The 2505-nt window shown below is 65.7% G+C and carries 3 protein-coding genes; 2 read left to right on the top strand and 1 reads right to left on the bottom strand.

The genetic code is table 11. From position 1 onward, the window contains the following. Window positions 1–334: SDR family NAD(P)-dependent oxidoreductase (locus EOA60_RS28525; RefSeq protein ID WP_128312272.1), on the bottom strand; the 334-nt coding region annotated here is incomplete at its 3' end. A gap of 78 nt (window positions 335–412) precedes the next feature. Between EOA60_RS28525 and EOA60_RS28520 the strand changes: the two genes are divergently transcribed. Further along, on the top strand, window positions 413–1360 hold the full coding sequence (locus EOA60_RS28520) for a 2-hydroxyacid dehydrogenase (RefSeq protein ID WP_095824053.1): 948 nt from the start codon (window positions 413–415) through the stop codon (window positions 1358–1360). A gap of 61 nt (window positions 1361–1421) precedes the next feature. After that, complete coding sequence (locus tag EOA60_RS28515) at window positions 1422–2456, top strand: L-idonate 5-dehydrogenase (RefSeq protein ID WP_095824052.1); 1035 nt, start codon at window positions 1422–1424, stop codon at window positions 2454–2456. Window positions 2457–2505 lie beyond the last annotated feature (49 nt).

The raw sequence follows: 2505 nt of genomic DNA, 5'->3' as shown, positions 1-2505 counted from the left end.
GCAGCAGGCGCTCGAACGCGTCGGCGGGAAAGTCCTCGAGCGGCGTACGGAACTGCATGCCGGCATTGTTGACCAGAATGTCTATCGCTCCGTGAGCCTGCTCGAACGCATCGATGGCGGCGCGTACCGCATCATGGTCGGTTGCATCGAAGGCCAGCGTCACAGCGCCGGGGATTTGCGCGGCCGCAACGGCGAGTTTTGCCTCGTCGCGGCCGTTGAGGACCACTTTGGCCCCGGCGCCGGCGAGCCCCTTTGCCAATGCAAGGCCGATGCCTTGCGAGGAGCCGGTGACGAGCGCGGTGCGCCCGGTGAGATCGAACAAGATGGACGACATTTTCTCGATTGCCTCTCGTCGCTGTCCGCTTTATGTTATCGATAACATCAGCTGTCAAGTCAAGTGGAGCGAAAACCGATGCAGCGGCCCCATATCCTTCAGGTTGGACCTTATCCCGCGTGGGACGAGGTGCCGCTCAACGAAGCCTTCGTGGTGCATCGTTATTTTGCGGCCGAGGACAAGCCGTCCTTCCTCGCCGACGTCGGGCCGCAGGTCCGCGCCATCGCCACCCGCGGCGAACTCGGCGCGAACCGCGCCATGATCGAGGCCTGCCCGGCACTCGAGGTCGTCTCGGTCTACGGCGTCGGCTTCGACGCGGTCGATCTGTCGGCGTGCCGAGAGCGCGGCGTGCGGGTCACCAATACGCCTGATGTGTTGACCAACGACGTCGCCGATCTCGGCATCGCCATGATGCTGTGCCTGTCGCGCGGCATGATCGGCGCCGAGCGCTGGGTGCGCGATGGCAGTTGGGCCTCTAAAGGCCTTTACCCGCTGAAGCGCCGAGTCTGGGGCCGGCGGGCCGGCGTGCTCGGCCTTGGCCGCATCGGCTATGAGGTGGCCAAGCGTCTGGCCGGCTTCGGCATGGACATCGCCTACAGCGACGTCGGGCCGAAGGATTTCGCCGCGGACTGGGAGTTCGTCGCCGATCCCGTCGCCCTGGCCGGCCGTTCGGATTTCCTGTTTGTGACGCTCGCGGCGTCGGCCGCGACACGCCACATCGTCAATGGCGAGGTGATCGCGGCGCTTGGCGAGGACGGCATGCTGATCAACATTTCGCGCGCCTCCAATATCGACGAGGATGCGCTGCTCGATGCGCTCGAGAAGAAGGCGCTGGGGTCTGCCGCGCTCGACGTTTTCGAGGGCGAGCCGAAGCTCAATCCGCGGTTCCTGGCGCTCGACAACGTCCTTTTGCAGCCGCACCATGCGTCGGGCACTATCGAGACACGCAAGGCGATGGGCAAGCTGGTACGCGACAACCTTGCCGCCCATTTTGCTGGCCAGCCGTTGCTGACGCCGGTGCTGTGAAATTGTTTTACGCAAGTTTTCACGCAAAGCCTGCCTGCACAGTCCGAGGAGTTCGCCTGCCATGAAGTCGATCGTCATCCACGCCGCCAAAGACCTGCGCATCGAGGACCGTCCGGTCGAGGAACCGGGGCCGGGCCAGGTGCTGTTGCGTCTCGCCGCCGGCGGCATCTGCGGCAGCGACCTGCACTACTACAATCACGGCGGCTTCGGAACGGTGCGCCTGAAGGAGCCGATGATCCTCGGCCACGAAGTCTCCGGCGTGATCGAGAGCCTCGGGCCGGGAGTGAGTGGACTGCAGACGGGACAGCTCGTCGCCGTGTCTCCGTCGCGGCCCTGCTACAGCTGCCGCTATTGCCGCGAGGGCATGCACAACCAGTGCCTCAACATGCGCTTCTACGGCAGCGCCATGCCGTTCCCGCATATCCAGGGCGCGTTTCGTGAAATGCTGGTGGCGGACGCGATTCAGTGCGTCCCGGCCGATGGGCTGACCGCCGGCGAGGCGGCGATGGCCGAACCGCTGGCCGTCTGTCTGCACGCGACGCGCCGGGCCGGAGAGATGCTGGGCAAGCGCGTGCTGGTCACAGGCTGCGGGCCGATCGGCCTGCTGTCGATCATCAGCGCGCGCCGCGCGGGTGCGGCCGAGATCGTCGCCGTCGATATCGCCGATTTCACGCTGTCGATGGCCATGCGCGCCGGCGCCGACAAGACCATCAACACCCGAAGCGAGCCGGAAGGTTTGGCGCCCTACCTTGCCGACAAGGGGACCTTCGACATCCTCTACGAATGTTCGGGCGCGGCGTCGGCGCTGGCGCAAGGCATCGCGGCGCTGCGTCCGCGCGGCACCATCGTCCAGCTCGGCCTCGGCGGCGCCGAGATGGCACTGCCGATGTCGACGGTGACCGCCAAGGAACTGTCGATCAACGGCTCGTTCCGCTTCCACCCCGAATTCGCCGTCGGCGTCGAGCTGATGCGCAAGGGGCTGATCGACGTGAAGCCGCTGATCACCCACTCGGTGCCGGTCGACGAAGCACTTTCCGGCTTCGAGCTCGCCAACGACCGCGGCCAGGCGATGAAGGTCCAGATCGCGTTTGCGTGAGCCGCAACGGCGCGTTGCATTCCGCCGTGATATCGATAACGTACGGCCA

The sequence above is a fragment of the Mesorhizobium sp. M1A.F.Ca.IN.020.06.1.1 genome, assembly GCF_004023265.1.
In the GTDB taxonomy this organism is placed as follows: Bacteria; Pseudomonadota; Alphaproteobacteria; order Rhizobiales; family Rhizobiaceae; genus Mesorhizobium.
Note: the sequence above shows the minus strand (reverse complement) of the source record. Positions and strands in the feature narration are given on the sequence as shown.

Excerpts from the sequence above, each read along its gene's own strand:
- EOA60_RS28520 (WP_095824053.1), top strand. The coding sequence starts at position 413 with ATGCAGCGGCCCCATATCCTTCAGGTTGGACCTTATCCCGCGTGGGAC.
- EOA60_RS28515 (WP_095824052.1), top strand. The coding sequence starts at position 1,422 with ATGAAGTCGATCGTCATCCACGCCGCCAAAGACCTGCGCATCGAGGAC.